The sequence below is a fragment of the Ruegeria sp. HKCCD9138 genome (assembly GCF_057220975.1).
The window spans coordinates 1-16,483 of the sequence record NZ_JBWVAZ010000008.1 but is presented as its reverse complement, the minus strand read 5'-3'; the positions used below and the strand labels follow the sequence as shown (position 1 = coordinate 16,483).

Here is a 16,483-nt window from a genome sequence, read left to right as displayed (position 1 = left end):
TCGCGTCAAAGCCACGGAGGTATGGTATCGCGCTTTATGATTTCGTCAAAGCTTGGGCGTTCACGAATTACTGCGAATTGATCACCGTTTACCAGCACCTCGGGGATCAGGGGGCGCGTATTGTATTCGCTGGCCATCACTGCTCCGTAGGCTCCGGCACTGCGGAAAGCGATCAGATCACCCGATTGCAAAGGCGGCATATTGCGCTGCTTGGCAAAGGTATCACCGGTTTCGCAGACCGGTCCAACGATGTCATAGGGTTGCTGTTCGACACCGGGCGCAGGTTCCGTCACGGCGACGATATCGTGGTGCGCCTCGTACATCGCGGGGCGGATCAGGTCGTTCATCGCGCCATCGAGGATCAGAAAATCGCGGTCCTCGCCGGACTTCACGTAGATGACCTTGCTGACCATCAATCCGGCATTGCCCGCGATCAAGCGGCCCGGTTCAATTTCGATCTCACACTCAAGATGGCCCAGCGTTTTCTTGATCAGCGCGCCATATTCCACCGGCAACGGCGGTGCGTCGTTCGAACGGGTGTAGGGAATACCAAGCCCACCACCCAGATCGAGACGGCGAATATTGTGACCCTCGGACCGCAACCGTTCGGTCAGCTCGGCGACCTTGGTATAGGCCAGCTCGAACGGCTCCAGCTCGGTCAGTTGCGAGCCGATGTGAACGTCGATCCCGATGACCTCCAGCCCCGGCAGGCTGGCGGCGCGGGCGTAAACCCCGCAAGCACGGGCGATCGGAATCCCGAACTTGTTCTCGGATTTTCCGGTTGCAATCTTGGCGTGGGTTTTAGCGTCCACGTCCGGGTTCACCCGTACGGTGATCGGCGCAACAACGCCCAACTCCAGGGCAACAGCGTTGATCACTTCCATCTCGGGTTCGGATTCGACGTTGAACTGGCGAATGCCACCGGTCAACGCGGTTCGAATTTCATCGGCTGTTTTGCCAACGCCTGAGAACACGATCTTGTCGCCCGGCACACCCGCCGCCTTCGCGCGCAGGTATTCGCCACCCGAAACCACATCCATACCCGCGCCCGCCTGCGCCAGTGTCTTCAGGATGGCCTGATTGCTGGCCGCTTTCATCGCGTAGCAGACAAGATGATCAGTCCCCTCAAGCGCATCATCGAACAGCTGAAAGTGCCGCAGCAAAGTGGCCGTGGAATAGATGTAGAACGGTGTTCCGACCGCGGCTGCGATTTCGGAGATCGGGACATCCTCGGCGAAAAGCGCGCCGTCGCGGTAGAGAAAGTGATCCATGACTGCGCGCTTAGACCAAAAGAGGCATATGGATCAAATGATTCCGACAGGTCTTCCGGGGTCTACCAGCTCTCAGAAAGTCGTTGACGCTCCGACCCGCGCGTATCCCGAGACAGAAACGCCCGAGGATTTCGGCGCGGCCGCAGGTTCCGGTTGCGGCTTGTACGACGGGTCGCATGCGGCAAGAACGGCAAGCGACAGGATCAGGCCGATTATTCTCATGGTCTGTTTCTTTTCTATGAAGGTTTCGGTCTCGATCCCAGATGGGGTTCCGTTTCTGTGTGTTCAACGGGTTGGCGGTCAGAAACCGACAAACAGGCCGACCGGTCCGCGATTCACGCCGACGCCCCCCGCGACATAAGACCCGCTGCTGCCGACGCCGACCGCCGCGTTGAAAGTCGGTTGGACAGGTTCACCGTCGGCGCCGCAACCGGCAAGCACCAAACTGGCTGACAAGAATACGATCACTCGGACAAGCGCGGTCATATCATCGCCTTCCATCGTTTGATCTGGGCACGGACCTGATCCGGAGCCGTGCCACCATAGGACTGGCGTGAGTTTACTGAATTGTCGACGCCAAGCACAGTATAGATGTCCTGAGTGATTTCGGCATGGACCGATTGCATGTCATCCAGCGTCAGGTCGGGCAGGTCGCAACCCTTGCCCTCGGCCATGGCCACCAGCGATCCGGTGATGTGATGCGCATCGCGAAACGGCAGACCCAGCACACGCACCAGCCAGTCGGCCAGATCGGTCGCGGTCGAGAAACCCGACCCGGCAGCGGCGGCAAGGCTTTCGCGGTTGGCGGTCATGTCCTTGACCATGCCCTCCATAGCCGCCAGCGCCAGCATCCAATTGTCCGCGGCGTCAAAGACCTGTTCCTTGTCTTCCTGCATGTCCTTGGAATAGGCCAGCGGCAGGCCCTTCATCACCATCATCAGCGCTGTGTTGGCACCGTAAATCCGACCCACCTTGGCGCGGATCAGTTCAGCCGCGTCAGGGTTCTTTTTCTGCGGCATGATCGACGAGCCGGTCGAGAACCGGTCGGACAGGGTGACAAAGCGGAACTGTGCCGAGGACCAGATCACCAGTTCCTCGGCAAAGCGCGACAGGTGCACGGCGCAGATCGAGGCGGTCGATAGGAACTCCAGCGCGAAATCACGGTCGCTGACCGCGTCCAGCGAATTGGCGGCTGGGCGGTCAAAGCCCAGCGCCTTCGCCGTCATGTCGCGGTCAATGGGGAAGGACGTCCCAGCCAGCGCAGCAGCCCCCAGCGGGGATTCGTTCATGCGCGCACGGGCATCGCGGACACGACTCAGGTCGCGGCCAAACATCTCGACGTAAGCCATCATGTGATGGCCCCATGTCACCGGCTGGGCAGTTTGCAGGTGCGTGAAACCGGGCATGACCCAATCCGCCCCTGCTTCGGCCTGCGCCAAAAGCGCGCGGATCAGGGCCAGCAATCCGGTTTCTGCTGCGTCCAGTTGGTCACGGACCCAAAGTTTGAAATCGGTTGCGACCTGATCATTGCGGCTGCGGCCTGTGTGCAAACGACCTGCGGGCTCACCTATCACTTCCTTTAGCCGGGCTTCGACATTCATGTGAATGTCCTCCAGCGCGGTCGAGAACTGAAGTTCTCCGTTCTGAATCTCTGACAAAACGGTGAGCAGCCCTTCCCGAATGGCCTGCGCATCACTATCAGTAATAACGCCTGTGGCGGCCAACATGGCGGCATGGGCGCGCGAGCCTGCGATGTCCTGGGCTGCCATCCGCTGATCGAACCCGATCGAGGCATTGATCGCCTCCATGATCGCGTCTGGACCGGCGGCAAAGCGGCCGCCCCACATCTGGTTCGAGGATTGATCGGTCATGTTGCAAAAACCCGGAGTTGATATGCGCCTATTTCGTCTGATCCCCCTTTATATGGCCCTTGCGCTGGGTGCAAACGCGGCTTTGGCGACGGATGCTGAAACCCTGGGCCCGCTGCGCGAAGGCAGCCTGAAACGGCTGATCCTTCACAAAGAGCCCAAACCAGTCGAAGTGGTGGAGTTCGAGCTTGAGGACGACGGCGGCACGGGATCGCTGGCCGATTATAAGGGCAAATACGTGTTGCTGAATTTCTGGGCCACATGGTGCGCCCCCTGTCGCAAGGAAATGCCACAAATCGCTGAATTGCAGGCAGAGTTTGGCGGCGATAAATTCGAGGTACTGACACTGGCCACCGGACGCAACTCCCCAGCCGGGATCAAGAAATTCTTCGAAGAAAACGGAATAAGCAACCTGCCGCGCCATCAGGATCCGAAACAGGCTGTCGCCCGGGAAATGGGTGTCATTGGCCTGCCGATTACTGTCATCATCGACCCGGACGGCAACGAAATCGCGCGTCTGATCGGCGATGCGGAATGGAATTCAGACAGTGCCAAAGCCATCATTTCCACTTTGGTTGAAGGGAATAGCTGACGCCTTGCGCGTCGTCCGCGTTATTTTGTGCTAAACTGGAACCGGCCCCGAAGGGCCGGTTTTCGTTTGCGGGCTCAAGGAAGGATGACGGCAATGAAACCAGTAGTTTTGCTGATTGGTCGACTGCCTAATGTGATAGGTGACGTGGCACGGCAGTTGGACCATCTGCCGATCCAATGGCTCGGCGCACATGATCAGGATGAGGTCCGACGGCAATTGGACGCCGAACCTCGGATTGCCTGTGCGATCATGGGGGCTGGCCTGGACGACAAAGTGCGCGGGGAAATGGTCGGTATCATCGCCGCGCGCAGGCCGGATATCTGTATCCACCTCAAGGATCGCTCGTCCGGGCCCGAAGGGTTGGTACCGTTTGTCGAACGCGTCGTGCAGCACGAAGTGCTGGAAAGAATGGAAAACAGCTGACGCCACGCTACCTTTGACAGGATTTCAACTCCTTTGCAGTTTGTCCGAAGGAGGATGGAATGCCACTCGAAATATTACTGGTGCTGGTGGTCGGCGGCATTGCCGGCATCACCCTCTTGCTGCACCTCACAGGCAATTCGCGGCAGTTCGAACTGACGCCTGCCTCGGCGCGCGCGCAATGGGTACGCCATTTTCCCGATGATGACGTGATCGACGTTACGGTGGCGCATGACGGCCATTCGGCTTTGGTACGCACAAGCACCGGCAACGGGCTATTGTGGTCCTTTGGCGCAGATACCGTCGGCCGGCACCTGCTGGATTATGATCTGCTGAGTCATCCCGAAGGTTTTGAAATCCAATTCCACGAATTCTCTGCGCCAAGGACAATCATCCGACTGGATGACTTCGAACGAAGCCACTGGCGCGACCTGATGGAGCCCGCATGACGGATCAAGTGACATTTCCGGACGCCGTGCAATGGGCCGTCCCGTTTTTCATTGCTGCCATTTTGGCGGAATTCCTATGGATATCGGTCAAGGGCCGCGGCGGGCGATACGAGACACGCGATGCTGTCACCTCGCTGATCATGGGGGCTGGCAACATTGCCTCGGGTTTTCTGCTGGGATTTATCGCTTACGCATTCTTCATGTGGCTGTGGCAGATCACGCCGCTGAATCTGGGCACCTCGATACCGGTCATCCTACTGTGTTTCGTGCTCGACGACCTGCGGTATTACTGGGTGCACCGGCTGGGCCATAGGGTTCGCTGGGTCTGGGCCAGCCACGTGAACCATCACAGCTCGCAACATTACAACCTGACGACCGCGCTGCGGCAAACCTGGACCTATACGTTCACTTTCATGATGGTCGTCCGCGCGCCCCTGATCCTGCTTGGGTTTCACCCGGCGATGGTTTTGTTCTGCGGTGGCCTGAACCTGATATACCAGTTCTGGATCCACACTGAGGCCATCGGCAAGATGCCCCGTTGGTTCGAGGCCGTGATGAACACGCCAAGCCATCATCGCGCGCATCACGGGCGTAACGCGCGTTATCTCGATTGCAACTATGCCGGCGTGTTCATCATCTGGGACAAGCTGTTCGGGACATTCGTCCCCGAGCAGGAGGATGACCGCGTCGACTATGGGCTGGTCCATAATATCGGAACCTTCAACCCTCTGCGGGTGGCCTTCCACGAATGGGTTGGTATCTGGCGCGACGCGACGCAGCCGGGCCTGACTCTGCGCCAGAGGCTGGCTTATTGCTTTGCACCACCGGGTTACAGTCATGATGGCAGCCGCGATAACTCGGACCAGATCAAGGCCAAGCACCTTGCCCGCCATCCTGAACTTCGCGGAACGCCCGGTTTCGAGCAATTCGATGCAAATCCGCCCAATACGCGGGCCGAAAGGATCTGACCCCTGGCGACAACTCGCCCATCAGCTTGATTCAGGCGCTCGGCACTCCATATCGCAACAGAGTTTCGTTAGCGGATTGCCGAGGGCCATATGACAAAAATTGTGACAATTTCCACTGCTGTAGGTCTTTCAGGTATTCTGCTGGCAATGATGGCGGCATTCGGCGGGGCGACTTCACCGCTGTTGGCCCTTGGTTTTTCCATGGCAGCGATTGGCTTGTTTGGAGCCCTGTTTGGCGCCGCAACATCACTGGGACGAGCGTGGCAATCGACACGTTGAAGTGATTGCGCTGCGATCCGCGCATTTCCGACACCCATAGACCAACCGCCTTAACGTCAGATTCACTTGTTTGCCGTGAAATCGGTGCCGGACCTAATGACGGCACGATCAGGGGAACGGTGTGCTCATGCGGAAGAACAAACTGGCAGACCTGCCCGAAGGGGCGGACAGCCCATTGAACGCAGCGGTAACGTCGCGCGACGCGTCAGCCGTTCAGATGGCCACCGATGCGGTGAAGCATAAACAATGCAAGCTGGCTTTTCAGCCGGTCATGCAGGCCCATCCACCCCATGACGTCGCGTTTTACGAAGGATTCATTCGCGTCCTGGATGATACCGGGCGCGTCATTCCCGCGCGAGAGTTCATGCCGCAGGTCGAAACCACACCGATTGGCCGCGAACTGGATTGCATCGCGTTGGAAATGGGATTGCGGACATTGATCCGGAATCCCGGCATTCGGTTGTCGATCAACATGTCCGCGCGATCCATCGGTTTTGCCCGATGGTCTCGGGTGCTGGAACGGTTTCTGAAAAAGGATCCTATACTCGGTGAAAGGCTGATCCTCGAAATCTCGGAAAGCTCTGCCATGCTCGTGCCCGAACTGGTGATCGACTTCATGGACCGGTTGCAGTCGCGTGGCATTGCCTTCGCCCTGGACGATTTCGGGGCAAGCAATTTCAGCTTTCGCTACTTCCGTGAATTTCTGTTCGATGCGGCAAAGATTGACGGCCAGTTCATTCGGGGCATCAGCGACAATCCCGACAATCAGGCGCTTGTCCGCGCCCTGATCGCCGTTGCGCGGGAATTCGAGATCCTGGTCACAGCCGAATCGGTCGAAACACAGCAGGACGCCGAGTTTCTTGTCGCCAATGGCGTCGGCTGCCTGCAGGGGTTCCTGTTTGGCGCTCCGTCGGTCACACCGCCGTGGAAGTCCGGGATCATAGCCAAAACAGGGACTTAGCACCCATATCCGACTGCGGAACTCCGCCGGTCTTCATGCTGGGACAAGCTGTCCGTTGCTGCACGTGCAGCATTAAGGTATTTCAGAACATGCTGGAGCGGGGAACACGAGGCGCTCTTGGATTGGGCGAGTGTTTCACTGCCTGCCGGGCTGTCAGATTTCCCACAGGACCTTGACGGTAAAGGATTGACTGTATGACCAACGTAGTAATCGCATCCGCCGCACGTACGGGCGTCGGTAGCTTTAGCGGTTCGTTTGCGAACACCCCTGCACATGATCTGGGCGCTGCCGTCCTGGAAGCAGTTGTTGAACGCGCCGGGATCGACAAGGGCGAAGTTAGCGAAACCATAATGGGTCAGGTCCTGACCGCTGCCCAGGGTCAAAACCCTGCCCGTCAGGCCCATATCAACGCAGGCCTGCCGCAGGAAAGCGCAGCCTGGGGCATTAACCAGGTATGTGGCTCGGGCCTGCGCGCTGTCGCATTGGGCGCACAGCACATCCAGTTGGGTGACGCCGAAATCGTGGCCGCCGGTGGACAGGAAAACATGACCCTGTCGCCCCACGCCGCCGCCCTGCGCGCCGGGCACAAGATGGGCGACATGAAATACATCGATACGATGATCCGCGACGGCCTGTGGGATGCCTTCAATGGCTATCACATGGGTCAGACCGCCGAAAACGTTGCCGAGAAATGGCAGATCAGCCGCGACATGCAGGACGAATTCGCTGTCGCCTCGCAAAACAAGGCCGAAGCCGCACAAAAGGCCGGCAAGTTCGACGACGAGATCGTGCCCTTCACCATCAAGACCCGCAAGGGCGATATTGTGATGGACAAGGATGAATACATCCGCCATGGCGCCACCATCGAAGCCATGGCAAAGCTGCGCCCGGCCTTCGCCAAGGAAGGCTCGGTCACGGCAGCCAACGCCTCGGGTCTGAATGATGGTGCCGCAGCGACTCTGCTGATGTCGGCTGAAAATGCGGAAAAGCGCGGTATCGAACCGTTGGCCCGTATTGCGTCTTACGCGACCGCCGGCCTGGACCCGTCGATCATGGGCGTCGGACCAATCTACGCTTCGCGCAAGGCGCTGGAAAAAGCGGGCTGGTCGGTCGACGATCTGGATCTGGTCGAAGCGAACGAAGCCTTCGCCGCGCAGGCCTGCGCCGTGAACAAGGACATGGGTTGGGACCCGTCGATCGTGAACGTGAACGGTGGCGCCATCGCCATCGGCCACCCGATCGGCGCGTCGGGCTGCCGTGTTCTGAACACGTTGCTGTTCGAAATGAAGCGGCGTGACGCCAAGAAGGGTCTTGCGACCCTCTGCATCGGCGGCGGCATGGGTGTCGCACTGTGTGTGGAGCGCGACTAAGTGCTTTGACAACCGCATAAAAAAGGGCGTCCATTGGGCGCCCTTTTTTGTTACAATCGGGTCTTATCCCTTAGATGCGACAATATCGCCAAACAGAAAGACATTAACGAGCACGAAACGATATTGCGCAGCAATCACTCTCAGAGTAACAGAATTACCAAGACGACTAAATTTGGAGGATTCCTAAATGGCACGTACAGCACTCGTAACCGGCGGTTCCCGCGGCATCGGCGCAGCAATTTCCAAGGCGCTGAAGGCCGAAGGATACAATGTTGCCGCCACCTATGCGGGGAATGACGAAGCCGCGGCGAAGTTCAGTGAAGAAACCGGCATCGCCACCTACAAATGGAACGTCGCCGATTATGATGAATCGAAGGCCGGCATCGAGAAAGTTGAGGCCGAAGTCGGCCCGATCGATATCGTTGTCGCCAACGCCGGCATCACCCGCGATGCGCCGTTCCACAAGATGACGCCGGAACAGTGGCATCAGGTGATCGACACGAACCTGACCGGCGTGTTCAACACCGTGCATCCCGTCTGGCCGGGTATGCGCGAACGCAAATTCGGTCGCGTGATCGTGATCAGTTCGATCAACGGCCAGAAGGGTCAGTTTGCGCAGGTGAACTATGCCGCCACCAAGGCAGGCGATCTGGGCATCGTGAAGTCTCTGGCGCAGGAAGGCGCGCGCGCCGGAATAACCGCAAATGCCATTTGCCCAGGCTACATCGCCACCGAGATGGTCATGGCAGTGCCGGAAAAGATACGCGAGGCAATCATCGGGCAAATCCCGGCCGGTCGTTTGGGCGAACCGGAAGAGATCGCGCGTTGTGTTGCGTTTCTGGCCTCGGACGATTCTCAATTCATCAACGGCTCGACCATTTCGGCCAATGGTGCGCAGTTCTTCGTCTGATCAGGCGCCTGCACAATGAAAGTGGGCCGGTCCGTCTGGACCGGCCCTTCTTTCATCCCGTAAGAAAGCGCGCGCTGCGATCAGCGGGAACCGAATAACATGTTCAACAGAGATTTGATCGCCATGCCACGCGCCTCATGCGCGCGCTGAAAGGCGCGGCGGGTTGCTGGATTGGTCGTCATTTCGATCATTGGCGCAGTCCTTTCAGATCAGTTGTGTTTGACTTTCACATAATATGGACTCAATTATCACAACCACAAACGAGCTTTTTCGGGACTTCAGTTAAGCAAAACTTAATCGATTATGAGTGACCGCCTGCCCCCTTTGACCGCTTTGCGCGCATTCGATGCGGCCGCGCGTCACTTGTCATTTGCAAAAGCCGCCGAGGAACTGCATGTCACCCCGGCCGCCTTGTCCTTCCAGATCAAATCGCTGGAAGAGCACCTGGGGCGGCCGCTGTTCCGCCGATTGAATCGCGCCGTTGAATTGACTGAGGCCGGTCGCAGTCTTGCGCCTGGCGCGGCCGAAGGGTTCGCAACATTGCAATCGGCCTGGCGCACCGTTCGAAGGCACGGAGACGAAACCAGCCTGACCGTCACGGCGGGGCCGGCCCTGACGGCCAAGTGGTTAGCGCCCCGCCTGTACGAATTTGCCCGCGCGCACCCCGAGATTGACCTGAAGTTCTCGGCCACGCTGCGCAACATGGATCTGGAGCGTGATGACGTCGACGTGGCAATCCGGTTTGGATTTGGCCCTGACGAAGGGTTATACGCGCTGCCTGTGCGAAAGGAGTGGCTGACGCCGGTAATGACACCTGAACTGGCCGAAGAGTTCCACACTCCGGAAAGCCTGCGCGATGCTCCCCTGATCCATGACGACTCGATCAGTTTCCTCAAACCACCTGCGGACTGGGACACATGGTTCCGGGCGGTTGGGGTGGATTTCACCCCCACCCACGGGGCGCGGTTTTCCCATGCGGATCACGCGATTGATGCCGCCGTGGCGGGCGTGGGCGTGGCCTTGGGGCGGCGCGCGATGATCATCAAGGATCTGACCGAAGGGCGCCTGGTCGCCCCATTCAAAGTGGCCATCGAAACCCGCGGGCGCTTTCGTTTCTTGTGTCTGCCCGGCGCGGAAACCCGGCCGCAGATCGCGGCATTCCGGGATTGGTTCGTAGCCGAGATTGAAAAAACCGCGCATATCTCGGATGAGTTCCGGATAATTCCCGTCGAGGACGTTCCACCTAAATGACCAAAACCCGTGCCACCGCCATCGGATTCGTCGCTGTCCTCCTCTGGTCCCTTCTGGCCCTGTTGACGGTCGGATCTGCCCCAACGCCGCCATTGTTGCTGAATGCTGTTTGTTTCACTCTGGGCGGCTCTCTGGGCCTGATCTGGACGTGGCGGACTGGTGGGCTAGGGCAGCTCAGAACCGTTCGGTGGCGAGTGTATATATTCGGCACCATTGGGCTATTTGGCTATCACGCGCTGTATTTCTCGGCGCTGCGTATGGCTCCGGCGGCCGAGGCCGGGCTGATTGCCTATCTCTGGCCACTTCTGATCGTCCTGTTCTCAGGGCTGTTGCCCGGCGAGCACCTGCGCCCTGGTCACCTGATTGGTGCGTGTCTTGGCTTTGCTGGGGCTGCCCTGATCATCACGGGTGGCGGCGGCACCGGGTTTCAGGCCGGTCACCTGCCGGGGTATGCGCTGGCCTTTCTGTGCGCGCTGACATGGTCTGGCTATTCGGTCCTGTCCCGGCGCCTGGGGGAAACGCCTACCAGCACGGTCGCCGTTTTCTGTACCCTGACGGCCATCGCTTCATGGATCTTGCACGTGGCGCTGGAAGATACGATCTGGCCTGAAACGGCCCTTGGGTGGGCTTCGACCATGGCGCTTGGGCTGGGGCCTGTCGGCCTGGCTTTCTATGTTTGGGATATTGGCGTCAAACAGGGCGACATTCAGATGCTTGGCACCAGTTCTTACGCGGCACCCCTGTTATCGACAGTGGTGCTGATATTTGCCGGGATCGCCGCCCCGTCCTGGGGCTTGGCGATCGCGGCGGTGTTGATCACAGGTGGTGCCTTAATCGCAGCACGCGCCAGTCTGAAGTCTTAGTTCGACAGACGTTCGATCTCTTCTTTCAGTTTCAGTTTTTGCTTTTTGAGTTGTGCAATATGGAGATCATCGATGCCTGGCGAGCGTTGGGCTTCTTCCACTTCAAGACCGAGAATTTCGTGTTTTTTCTTCAGCTCCGTCAGATGTGCGCTCACGCTCATGGCGATCCTCCTTGTTTGGTGTGTATATTCCACCTAGGAAGTTGATCACATCGTTTCCACCCTGTCACGCCGCAGATGCACAGATTCTGTAATAAATCCGACAAATTCGGCTGGTCATTGCCTATCACGGTGAAAACCCCGGCAGGGGCGCCCCGTTCCGCAGCACTTTTGACACTTCAGGCGAATAACTCTCACCATCCATCTCATGCCGATCACCCGCGTGTAAAATCAGGGGCGCATGAAGCCGAAAAGCCGCGCGGCCGCCCTTGCGGGCCCTAAGGATAACCAACTCGGCATCTCGTCCCGTGCGCGCGGAAAGCGGCAGCACCTCAAGCGAGCCCAAGCGGCCCGCGCAGGCCGCCAGCATGTCTGCCAGCCGATCGGCCTTTTGGATCACATGAAGGTAACCGCGCGGTGCCAGGCGTCTGGCTGCCGTGTCGATCCAGTCTGCCAGGGGCGTTTGCTCACCCAACGCGACGCGGCGTCCATCATCTGTGGCCGGACTGTGCGCCCCTGCTCGATAATATGGTGGGTTGGCAATGACGTGATCGAATTGCCGCTGCCTAAGATCGGACGGCATGGCGCCAAGATCGGCCTCGACCACTTCAAGGCGCACACCATTCTCGGCTGCGTTGCGACGCGCCAGATCGGCGTAATCCGGCTGCAGCTCAACACCCGCAAGTTGCAACTCCTCGACCCGCGCGGCGAGGCAAAGAACCGCAGCCCCGGCCCCGCAACCCAATTCCAGCACTGATTGGCCACTGGTTGCCGGAACCGAGGCCGCGAGCAATACCGGATCAACCCCCGCGCGATAACCCTTGCGCGGCTGCCACAGACGGACACGACCACCCAGAAAATCGTTTCGGGTCAGTTTGCTGTCGGCAAAGGCACTCATCGGCCCAGCGGAATCTCGTTGTCACGCATCACCCGCTCGGCTCGGGTCAGGTCCTCGGCGCGCACCATCAGACGCCGGGGGAAGATTCCGATACCACCTTCGAGGATGCTCATATTTACGTCCATCTGAAAGCAGTCTATATCCTCGCCCTCAAGAAGAGCGGATGCAAAGGCCAGGATTGTTGGATCGGTGCTGCGCAGAAGTTCTTTCATGGGGATGGATGTAAGGGCAAGGTAAGGCGAAAGTCGAGCCTTGTATCAGGAGTGTGATGACTATCAGCACGATCTCGAAACCGCATGAGCGACTGGCGGAAATTCTGACCGATGAAATGGCGTCGGTCAACGCACTGATCCGTACCCGCATGGCTTCCGAACACGCGCCCCGCATTCCCGAAGTTACGGCCCATCTGGTCGAAGCAGGTGGGAAAAGACTGCGGCCAATGCTGACACTGGCTGCCGCCCGGCTGTTTGGCTATCAGGGCGATCATCACGTTCGGCTGGCAGCAACTGTCGAGTTCATCCATACCGCGACCTTGCTGCATGACGATGTTGTCGACGAAAGCGCAAAACGGCGCGGGCGTCCGACGGCAAACCTGCTTTGGGACAACAAATCCAGCGTGCTTGTGGGCGATTACCTGTTTTCGCGCAGCTTCCAGTTGATGGTTGAAACCGGCTCGCTGCGGGTTCTGGACATCCTTGCCAATGCCTCGGCCACTATCGCCGAAGGCGAAGTGCTTCAAATGACCGCAGCAACCGATCTGCGGACAGATGAAAGCGTGTACCTGCAAGTCGTTCGTGGCAAGACGGCTGCATTGTTCTCGGCGGCGACCGAGGTCGGCGGCGTTATCGCTGGTGCATCAGAGGCGCAGGTTCAGGCGCTGTTTGCCTATGGTGACGCTTTAGGCGTTGCCTTTCAGATCGCCGACGACCTGCTGGACTATCAGGGCGACAGCATGGCAACCGGCAAGAATGTCGGCGACGATTTCCGCGAACGCAAGCTGACGCTGCCTGTGATCAAAGCCGTGGCTCAGGCGACACCCGAAGAACATGCGTTCTGGCAGCGAACGATCGAGAAGGGCCGCCAGCACGAGGGCGATCTGGACCATGCCCTGAGTCTGATGAACAAATACGCCACGTTGGAAGAAACACGTAAGGACGCTCTGGGTTGGGCCTCAAAAGCGAAAGCAGCGCTGGAGGCACTGCCGGATCATGAGATCCGCACCCTGCTGCGCGAACTGGCCGATTACGTGGTCTCGCGCCTCAACTAAGCAGTGTTGCGCGGCACCACCATTCGGAATGGGCTGCACCAATCTCATAGGCTGCAAAATGCGCGTCCTTCATGGTTGGGTACAGCGCGAAACAGGTCGACCCCGACCCTGACATCCGCGACATAAGCGCACCTCGGGTGCCTTCCAGTTCGTTCAGAACACTTGTGATCTGGGGGGCTACTGTCTTTGCTGCAGGTTCAAGGTCATTGCGTTGTTTCACAAGCCAGTCAGCAGCAGCCTGAGGGGACTCAAAGACAGGAACCTCATCAGGCATGCCGGGATTGCAACGTGAGCCCAATGCGCTGAACACCGCACCTGTGGGCACGTCGACACCAGGGTTCACCAACAAAGCGGGCAATTTCGGCAGATCGGCCCGCGTGACCTGTTCCCCGATGCCCCGCATCCGGGCGGCTTTGGAACAAATGCAGACCGGAACATCCGCGCCGATCGTCAGAGGCAACGCATGGGGAAAATTCAATCCCTGCGCTTGAAGAACCCTCAACACCGCCGCTGCATCCGCAGATCCACCGCCAATTCCACCGCCATGGGGAAGCATCTTGTCCAGATCGATCCGACCCGTCCAACCCACGGCCTGCGCCGCCTGCCAGATCAGGTTGCGGTGATCTGTGGGGACACCGCTTGCAAATTCTCCGGTAACGTCGATGGTAAGCTCTGGGCCCGGTACAAAGGCCAATCGATCCCCAACGTCGGCAAACACCACCAGAGAATCCAGCAGGTGATAGCCATCCTCGCGCTGGCCGGTCACATGCAGGGTCAGGTTGATCTTGGCCGGCGCAAAGGCCTCAGCCGTCATTGGCGACCTTCAGAGGCTCTGCACCCTCTTCCTCCAACACCGCATCCAGCCCGATCTCGATCTTGCGGCGGATACGCTCGGGATCGGCCTCACCGTCGGTATCTTCCGGATCGATAAATGACAGGGCCCGTTTCCACTGGAATTCAGCCTCGCGCGCGCGGCCGACGGCCCAATAGACGTCACCCAGATGGTCATTGACCACCGGGTCGACCGGCATCAGTTCGACTGCGCGTTCCATATGCTCGACCGCCTCGTCATAACGACCCAGACGGAACAGCACCCAGCCAAGGCTGTCGACGATGTAGCCACTGTCCGGGCGCGCGGTGACGGCGCGTTCGATCATCTCCAGGGCTTCATCCAGCTTTTCGCGCCGCTCAACCAGGGAATAGCCCAGATAGTTCAGCACCTGCGGCTGATCCGGGTTCAGTTCGAGTGCACGGCGGAAATCAGCCTCGGCATTGTTCCAGTTTTTCTGACGCTCGTGCGAGATGCCCCGGGCGTAGTGCAGAAACCAGTTGTTGCCTGAATTCTCTTCGGTCAGGGCGATGGCCTTGTCGTAGGACGTCACCGCCGCGGCATAATCCTCCTGCTGGCGCAGCAGATCGGCCAACGCCACATGCACACCCGGAAGATCAGGCTGTTGGATGGCGAGGTTCTGCAGCACTTCTATGGCAGCCTCGGTCTTGCCCGAACGGCGCAGAACCTCGGCGCGGCCAAGCTCGGCGGCATGGTGGTCAACGCTATCCGGCGGAACCAAACGGTATGCTTCGACCGCCAGATCAAACTGATCCAGCCCTTCCAGAAGCTCGGCGCTCAGCAGAATTGCGTCAATGTGATCGGGGCGCAGAAAGCTGGCAATACGGGTGTAGAGCAGCACATAATCCGACGCAGCTTCGGTATTCAACGCGGCCCCTACTGAAAAATACACCTCGGCCATTCCGTCCTGGGCGGACCGGACATGCGTGAACGGCAACGTTTCACCAGCCTGCAGACGGGCAACATAGTCTTCAATGAATGGATCGCTGCCGGCAGAGAAAACTTCATCCAGAAACTGCAGCGCCTCTTCATTGCGATCAAGCTGTGACAGAACCTCTGTCCGCGCCAGTGCTGCCCGGCGCGAGAAGCGCGACACTGCCCCCTCATCAGCGGCAAATACCGCCTCAGCGCCCTCAAAGTCGCCGACCGAAGCCAGCGCCATCGCCTTGTGGTACATCGCAAACTCGCGCAGGCCTTCTTGAGTGGCGACGGAATCAAATTGTTCCATTGCGCGGGACATTGCCCCCTGACCCATATGGGCCCAAGCGATCATCAAGCCATCAACCAAGGGGCCTACGCCTTGCGTTTCCGGGTCGCGGGCCAAAAGCTCGTCCAGCTTGTTCCCGACGATCAGATTTGCCGAAATGGCCATTCTTGCAGCCTGACTTGGCAAGCCACGGTCTTCGATTGTCTGCGCAATCGGCAAGGCCCCGGCGACGTCTCCCAGCGCAAGACGCGCCAGCAGAACGCTTTCCTGCAACTGGTCGTTCTGCGGATCATATTTGAGCGCCCGGGCATAATATTGGGCCGCAGCAGTGTAGTCGCTTTCGTAGATGGCCTGTCTGCCGGCCAGATACGCTCCGGCGCCGGAATCCGCAAATGCGGATACAGATACGGTCGAGGTGAGAATCGCAGCCACTGCCGCGTCGCGAACCCGGGAAAACACCAAAAGCCTGCCTTGTTGTCGTTGTCTGTCCGACAAGCTAGGGCTTTGGCGGGAAAGTGGCAATGGCAGAGCCTTCACGACCCCGCCACTGCCCCTGTTTTTGCTTACATGTTGGGATAGTTCGGCCCGTCACCACCCTGCGGTGTGGTCCAGGTGATGTTCTGGCTGGGATCCTTGATGTCACATGTCTTGCAGTGGACGCAGTTCTGGAAGTTGATCACGAATCGCGGACCGCCTTCATCCTCGACCATCTCGTATACGCCCGCCGGGCAATACCGCTGCGCCGGTTCGTCAAACTTCGGCAGGTTGACCTTTACCGGAATCTCTGGGTCGGTCAGCTTCAGATGGCAGGGCTGGCTTTCCTCGTGGTTGGTCATCGCAAACGAGACGTTGGTCAAGCGGTCAAAGGACAACGTGCCATCAGGTTTGGGATAGTCGATGG

General features: G+C 58.9%; 21 protein-coding genes. 11 read left to right on the top strand and 10 right to left on the bottom strand.

What is annotated here, in order from left to right; genetic code table 11:
• Positions 1-5 precede the first annotated feature (5 nt).
• The 4 genes from lysA to argH form a co-directional block, all read right to left on the bottom strand.
• On the bottom strand, positions 6-1,271 hold the full coding sequence (gene lysA, locus AC2TEL_RS14135) for a diaminopimelate decarboxylase (RefSeq protein ID WP_480904674.1): 1,266 nt from the start codon (positions 1,269-1,271) through the stop codon (positions 6-8).
• 72 nt (positions 1,272-1,343) lie between these two features.
• Positions 1,344-1,493 carry a hypothetical protein gene (locus tag AC2TEL_RS14130; RefSeq protein ID WP_480844025.1) on the bottom strand — a complete coding sequence of 50 codons (150 nt, stop codon included), beginning with the start codon at positions 1,491-1,493 and terminating at the stop codon, positions 1,344-1,346.
• 78 nt (positions 1,494-1,571) lie between these two features.
• Positions 1,572-1,757 (bottom strand): hypothetical protein, encoded by a 186-nt coding sequence (locus tag AC2TEL_RS14125; protein WP_480844024.1) that lies wholly within the window; start codon positions 1,755-1,757, stop codon positions 1,572-1,574.
• Entirely contained in the window at positions 1,754-3,142 is a 1,389-nt protein-coding gene (gene argH, locus AC2TEL_RS14120) for an argininosuccinate lyase (protein ID WP_480904671.1), read from the bottom strand. The genes AC2TEL_RS14125 and argH overlap by 4 nt, the downstream gene beginning before the upstream one ends.
• Before the next feature lie 22 nt (positions 3,143-3,164).
• Here argH and AC2TEL_RS14115 point away from each other — a divergent pair, with 22 nt between their 5' ends.
• The 10 genes from AC2TEL_RS14115 (at position 3,165) to yddG (ending at position 11,202) form a co-directional block, all read left to right on the top strand.
• Positions 3,165-3,731 carry a TlpA disulfide reductase family protein gene (locus tag AC2TEL_RS14115; protein WP_480844022.1) on the top strand — a complete coding sequence of 189 codons (567 nt, stop codon included), beginning with the start codon at positions 3,165-3,167 and terminating at the stop codon, positions 3,729-3,731.
• 93 nt (positions 3,732-3,824) lie between these two features.
• The gene (locus AC2TEL_RS14110) at positions 3,825-4,154 is read left to right on the top strand and encodes a hypothetical protein (protein ID WP_480844021.1); all 330 of its coding nucleotides are present in this window, start codon (positions 3,825-3,827) and stop codon (positions 4,152-4,154) included.
• 59 nt (positions 4,155-4,213) lie between these two features.
• Positions 4,214-4,600 carry a hypothetical protein gene (locus tag AC2TEL_RS14105; protein ID WP_480904668.1) on the top strand — a complete coding sequence of 129 codons (387 nt, stop codon included), beginning with the start codon at positions 4,214-4,216 and terminating at the stop codon, positions 4,598-4,600.
• Positions 4,597-5,568, top strand: a complete 972-nt coding sequence (locus tag AC2TEL_RS14100) for a sterol desaturase family protein (RefSeq protein WP_480844019.1) — start codon at positions 4,597-4,599, stop codon at positions 5,566-5,568. Before AC2TEL_RS14105 ends, AC2TEL_RS14100 begins: the two co-directional genes overlap by 4 nt.
• A gap of 90 nt (positions 5,569-5,658) precedes the next feature.
• The gene (locus AC2TEL_RS14095) at positions 5,659-5,847 is read left to right on the top strand and encodes a hypothetical protein (protein WP_480904665.1); all 189 of its coding nucleotides are present in this window, start codon (positions 5,659-5,661) and stop codon (positions 5,845-5,847) included.
• A gap of 127 nt (positions 5,848-5,974) precedes the next feature.
• A complete protein-coding gene (locus AC2TEL_RS14090; RefSeq protein ID WP_480904663.1) occupies positions 5,975-6,808 on the top strand; it encodes an EAL domain-containing protein in 834 nt (277 codons plus the stop codon).
• Positions 6,809-7,002: 194 nt separating this feature from the next.
• Positions 7,003-8,178: an acetyl-CoA C-acetyltransferase gene (locus tag AC2TEL_RS14085; protein WP_480844016.1), complete on the top strand. Its 1,176-nt coding sequence runs from the start codon at positions 7,003-7,005 to the stop codon at positions 8,176-8,178.
• Between the two features lie 187 nt (positions 8,179-8,365).
• On the top strand, positions 8,366-9,088 hold the full coding sequence (gene phbB / locus AC2TEL_RS14080; RefSeq protein ID WP_480904660.1) for an acetoacetyl-CoA reductase: 723 nt from the start codon (positions 8,366-8,368) through the stop codon (positions 9,086-9,088).
• Between the two features lie 303 nt (positions 9,089-9,391).
• Entirely contained in the window at positions 9,392-10,339 is a 948-nt protein-coding gene (locus tag AC2TEL_RS14075) for a transcriptional regulator GcvA (RefSeq protein WP_480904657.1), read from the top strand.
• Complete coding sequence (gene yddG, locus AC2TEL_RS14070; RefSeq protein ID WP_480844013.1) at positions 10,336-11,202, top strand: aromatic amino acid exporter YddG; 867 nt, start codon at positions 10,336-10,338, stop codon at positions 11,200-11,202. Before AC2TEL_RS14075 ends, yddG begins: the two co-directional genes overlap by 4 nt.
• On the opposite strand, the gene AC2TEL_RS14065 is transcribed toward yddG, so the two are convergent.
• The 3 genes from AC2TEL_RS14065 to AC2TEL_RS14055 form a co-directional block, all read right to left on the bottom strand.
• Positions 11,199-11,363: a YdcH family protein gene (locus AC2TEL_RS14065; RefSeq protein ID WP_480844012.1), complete on the bottom strand. Its 165-nt coding sequence runs from the start codon at positions 11,361-11,363 to the stop codon at positions 11,199-11,201. The two genes, yddG and AC2TEL_RS14065, sit on opposite strands and share 4 nt — an antisense overlap.
• 124 nt (positions 11,364-11,487) lie before the next feature.
• Positions 11,488-12,258, bottom strand: coding sequence for a tRNA1(Val) (adenine(37)-N6)-methyltransferase (locus AC2TEL_RS14060; protein WP_480904654.1), 771 nt, complete (start codon positions 12,256-12,258; stop codon positions 11,488-11,490).
• Positions 12,255-12,470 (bottom strand): putative signal transducing protein, encoded by a 216-nt coding sequence (locus AC2TEL_RS14055; protein ID WP_050604033.1) that lies wholly within the window; start codon positions 12,468-12,470, stop codon positions 12,255-12,257. Before AC2TEL_RS14055 ends, AC2TEL_RS14060 begins: the two co-directional genes overlap by 4 nt.
• Positions 12,471-12,526: 56 nt before the next feature.
• Here AC2TEL_RS14055 and AC2TEL_RS14050 point away from each other — a divergent pair, with 56 nt between their 5' ends.
• Positions 12,527-13,525 carry a polyprenyl synthetase family protein gene (locus AC2TEL_RS14050; RefSeq protein WP_480844010.1) on the top strand — a complete coding sequence of 333 codons (999 nt, stop codon included), beginning with the start codon at positions 12,527-12,529 and terminating at the stop codon, positions 13,523-13,525.
• Here AC2TEL_RS14050 and AC2TEL_RS14045 read toward each other — a convergent pair.
• From AC2TEL_RS14045 to AC2TEL_RS14035, 3 genes are all read right to left on the bottom strand, one after another.
• Complete coding sequence (locus AC2TEL_RS14045; protein ID WP_480844009.1) at positions 13,518-14,339, bottom strand: 4-(cytidine 5'-diphospho)-2-C-methyl-D-erythritol kinase; 822 nt, start codon at positions 14,337-14,339, stop codon at positions 13,518-13,520. The two genes, AC2TEL_RS14050 and AC2TEL_RS14045, sit on opposite strands and share 8 nt — an antisense overlap.
• Positions 14,329-16,014 carry a tetratricopeptide repeat protein gene (locus AC2TEL_RS14040; RefSeq protein ID WP_480904651.1) on the bottom strand — a complete coding sequence of 562 codons (1,686 nt, stop codon included), beginning with the start codon at positions 16,012-16,014 and terminating at the stop codon, positions 14,329-14,331. The genes AC2TEL_RS14045 and AC2TEL_RS14040 overlap by 11 nt, the downstream gene beginning before the upstream one ends.
• 131 nt (positions 16,015-16,145) lie before the next feature.
• The coding region (locus AC2TEL_RS14035) for a 4Fe-4S dicluster domain-containing protein (RefSeq protein WP_480904648.1) at positions 16,146-16,483 on the bottom strand (338 nt) is incomplete at its 5' end.

Bases quoted from the DNA above. Each gene is read 5' to 3' on its own strand.
- AC2TEL_RS14110 (WP_480844021.1), top strand. From the start codon at position 3,825: ATGAAACCAGTAGTTTTGCTGATTGGTCGACTGCCTAATGTGATAGGT.
- AC2TEL_RS14125 (WP_480844024.1), bottom strand. From the start codon at position 1,757: ATGACCGCGCTTGTCCGAGTGATCGTATTCTTGTCAGCCAGTTTGGTG.
- AC2TEL_RS14075 (WP_480904657.1), top strand. From the start codon at position 9,392: ATGAGTGACCGCCTGCCCCCTTTGACCGCTTTGCGCGCATTCGATGCG.
- AC2TEL_RS14090 (WP_480904663.1), top strand. From the start codon at position 5,975: ATGCGGAAGAACAAACTGGCAGACCTGCCCGAAGGGGCGGACAGCCCA.
- AC2TEL_RS14060 (WP_480904654.1), bottom strand. From the start codon at position 12,258: ATGAGTGCCTTTGCCGACAGCAAACTGACCCGAAACGATTTTCTGGGT.
- AC2TEL_RS14045 (WP_480844009.1), bottom strand. From the start codon at position 14,339: ATGACGGCTGAGGCCTTTGCGCCGGCCAAGATCAACCTGACCCTGCAT.
- AC2TEL_RS14065 (WP_480844012.1), bottom strand. From the start codon at position 11,363: ATGAGCGTGAGCGCACATCTGACGGAGCTGAAGAAAAAACACGAAATT.
- yddG (WP_480844013.1), top strand. From the start codon at position 10,336: ATGACCAAAACCCGTGCCACCGCCATCGGATTCGTCGCTGTCCTCCTC.
- AC2TEL_RS14095 (WP_480904665.1), top strand. From the start codon at position 5,659: ATGACAAAAATTGTGACAATTTCCACTGCTGTAGGTCTTTCAGGTATT.
- AC2TEL_RS14085 (WP_480844016.1), top strand. From the start codon at position 7,003: ATGACCAACGTAGTAATCGCATCCGCCGCACGTACGGGCGTCGGTAGC.
- AC2TEL_RS14115 (WP_480844022.1), top strand. From the start codon at position 3,165: ATGCGCCTATTTCGTCTGATCCCCCTTTATATGGCCCTTGCGCTGGGT.
- AC2TEL_RS14050 (WP_480844010.1), top strand. From the start codon at position 12,527: ATGACTATCAGCACGATCTCGAAACCGCATGAGCGACTGGCGGAAATT.
- AC2TEL_RS14100 (WP_480844019.1), top strand. From the start codon at position 4,597: ATGACGGATCAAGTGACATTTCCGGACGCCGTGCAATGGGCCGTCCCG.
- AC2TEL_RS14130 (WP_480844025.1), bottom strand. From the start codon at position 1,493: ATGAGAATAATCGGCCTGATCCTGTCGCTTGCCGTTCTTGCCGCATGC.
- AC2TEL_RS14055 (WP_050604033.1), bottom strand. From the start codon at position 12,470: ATGAAAGAACTTCTGCGCAGCACCGATCCAACAATCCTGGCCTTTGCA.
- lysA (WP_480904674.1), bottom strand. From the start codon at position 1,271: ATGGATCACTTTCTCTACCGCGACGGCGCGCTTTTCGCCGAGGATGTC.
- argH (WP_480904671.1), bottom strand. From the start codon at position 3,142: ATGACCGATCAATCCTCGAACCAGATGTGGGGCGGCCGCTTTGCCGCC.
- phbB (WP_480904660.1), top strand. From the start codon at position 8,366: ATGGCACGTACAGCACTCGTAACCGGCGGTTCCCGCGGCATCGGCGCA.
- AC2TEL_RS14105 (WP_480904668.1), top strand. From the start codon at position 4,214: ATGCCACTCGAAATATTACTGGTGCTGGTGGTCGGCGGCATTGCCGGC.